The 1850-nt window shown below is 42.8% G+C and carries 2 protein-coding genes; one reads left to right on the top strand and one right to left on the bottom strand.

Annotated elements, in window-relative coordinates:
• The first annotated feature begins 109 nt into the window (after positions 1-109).
• Positions 110-646 carry a rubrerythrin gene (rbr, locus tag RDS42_RS14625; RefSeq protein WP_308784296.1) on the top strand — a complete coding sequence of 179 codons (537 nt, stop codon included), beginning with the start codon at positions 110-112 and terminating at the stop codon, positions 644-646.
• Between the two features lie 182 nt (positions 647-828).
• Here the strand turns inward: rbr and RDS42_RS14620 are convergent, their stop codons facing one another.
• Complete coding sequence (locus RDS42_RS14620) at positions 829-1788, bottom strand: D-alanyl-D-alanine carboxypeptidase (protein ID WP_308784295.1); 960 nt, start codon at positions 1786-1788, stop codon at positions 829-831.
• Positions 1789-1850: the final 62 nt, after the last annotated feature.

Raw genomic sequence — 1850 nt, 5'->3', positions numbered from 1 at the left:
CTCCTTGATAAACAGTTTTATTATTTTAACTGTCTACCTAGAAGGGAGCATATCAAAGTTCTCCGGGGTTTTCTTTTATCATCATGATTAAAAATAAGGAGGAACATCTATGTCAAAATATACCGGAACCAAAACCGAAAAAAATCTGATGGAAGCGTTTGCCGGAGAATCCCAGGCAAGAAATAAATATACTTATTTTGCTTCCGCTGCCAAAAAGGCCGGCTATGAGCAGCTGGCAGCTCTCTATCTGGAAACAGCAGATCAGGAAAAAGAACATGCCAAAATGTGGTTCAAGGAATTTCACGGCATCCATGACATTGAATCCAATCTGGAAGATGCTGCTGCAGGCGAAAACTTCGAGTGGACAGATATGTATGCCCGTATGGCAAGAGAAGCCCGGGAAGAAGGTTTTGAAGAACTTGCCGAAAAATTTGAAGGTGTTGCCAGAGTAGAAGCCGCTCATGAAGCGCGCTACAAAAAACTTCTGGAATCCTACAAAGCTGACAAAACCTTTAAGGGCGATGCTCCTCTTGGCTGGAAATGCCGTAACTGCGGATATATCCACATGGGCGAAGAAGCTCCGGAAATCTGCCCGGTATGCGCACATCCAAGAGCTTATTTTGAACGTAAGGCAGAAAATTACTAAATTTCTGTTTGTGGAAGTGGAGCGGATTTAAGTTTCTTATTACCCACAGACGATGCATATGAAAAAAAGCAGATCATGTGCAGTGCTGTCTGGAAAATGTAATGCAGGATCAAAGAAATCTGATCCTGCATATCCTTTACAGGCAAAAAATAATATTCCGCCCTACCCTCACAAACAGAAATTTACTGTGCCGCTTCTCCCACGCGGTTATACACTGTCACTGCATCTGCAATATGAGGTGTTGATCCGCTTTCATTGGAAGCGCCTGCTGTAACCAGAATATACTCCACGCCTTCAATCTCGGCAAAGCTTGCCAGACAATGTCCTGCCTCTCCGGTATAGCCGGTCTTTCCTCCCATGATCTTTCCTCCTGTGACTGCCGGATCAGAAAGATTCTTAAACATTGTGCTGTAATAAGTAATCCCATCCGGATGGATATTTGTAGGAGGCGTAGAATGCCAGGGACTTTCGATAATTTCCCGGAAGGTATCATTTTTCAGCGCAGCCTTCAGAAGAACTGCCATATCTCCGGCTGTACTGTAGTGTTCCAGATCATGCAGTCCTGTAGAGTTCATAAAATGTGTATCCTTCATTCCCAGTTTATCTGCTTTTTTATTCATTAATTCTACAAAACCTTCCTCTGATCCTGCAATGGTATCTGCAAGGGCAATACAGCATTCAGCACCGGAAGGAAGCATTACTCCGTATAAAAGATCAACAGCTCTGACTGTCTCTCCCGGCTGAAAGCCTGCCTGTGTGGCATTTTGCTCATAAAGTCCTGCAAACATTTCCTGAGTCAAGGTAATCTCTTTATTCAGATTCCCGATTTCTTCTATCGCAGTAAGACAGGTCATCATTTTTGTCAATGATGCCGGATATATCCTCTGTTCTCCATTGATATCTCCCACGGTTTTTCCGTTTCGGGCCTGGATTAAAATTGCATAAGGACTGTTGATCCCGCTTATATCAAGTTCTTTTACTACAGGTTTTTTCATTTCTTCCAGCCAGGAACCCATTCCGGCACCCCATTGGACCACCAGTTCCATTCCAAAAAATATAAAAACTACAGCAAGTACAAAAAGAAGCGTCCTTCTCTGCCTTCGCATTCTTTTTCTGCTTCTGTATCCTCTTTTGTCCACCATAAGCCCTCTCTTTCCTTTACAATTTTCCATTTATTATAAAAATACAATCTGGAAATTCACTC

Origin of the sequence: uncultured Blautia sp. (assembly GCF_902497045.1) — a bacterium.
Lineage (GTDB): Bacteria > Bacillota > Clostridia > Lachnospirales > Lachnospiraceae > Blautia_A.
The sequence above is the reverse complement of the archived record's forward strand: the minus strand, read 5'-3'. Positions and strand labels throughout refer to the sequence as shown.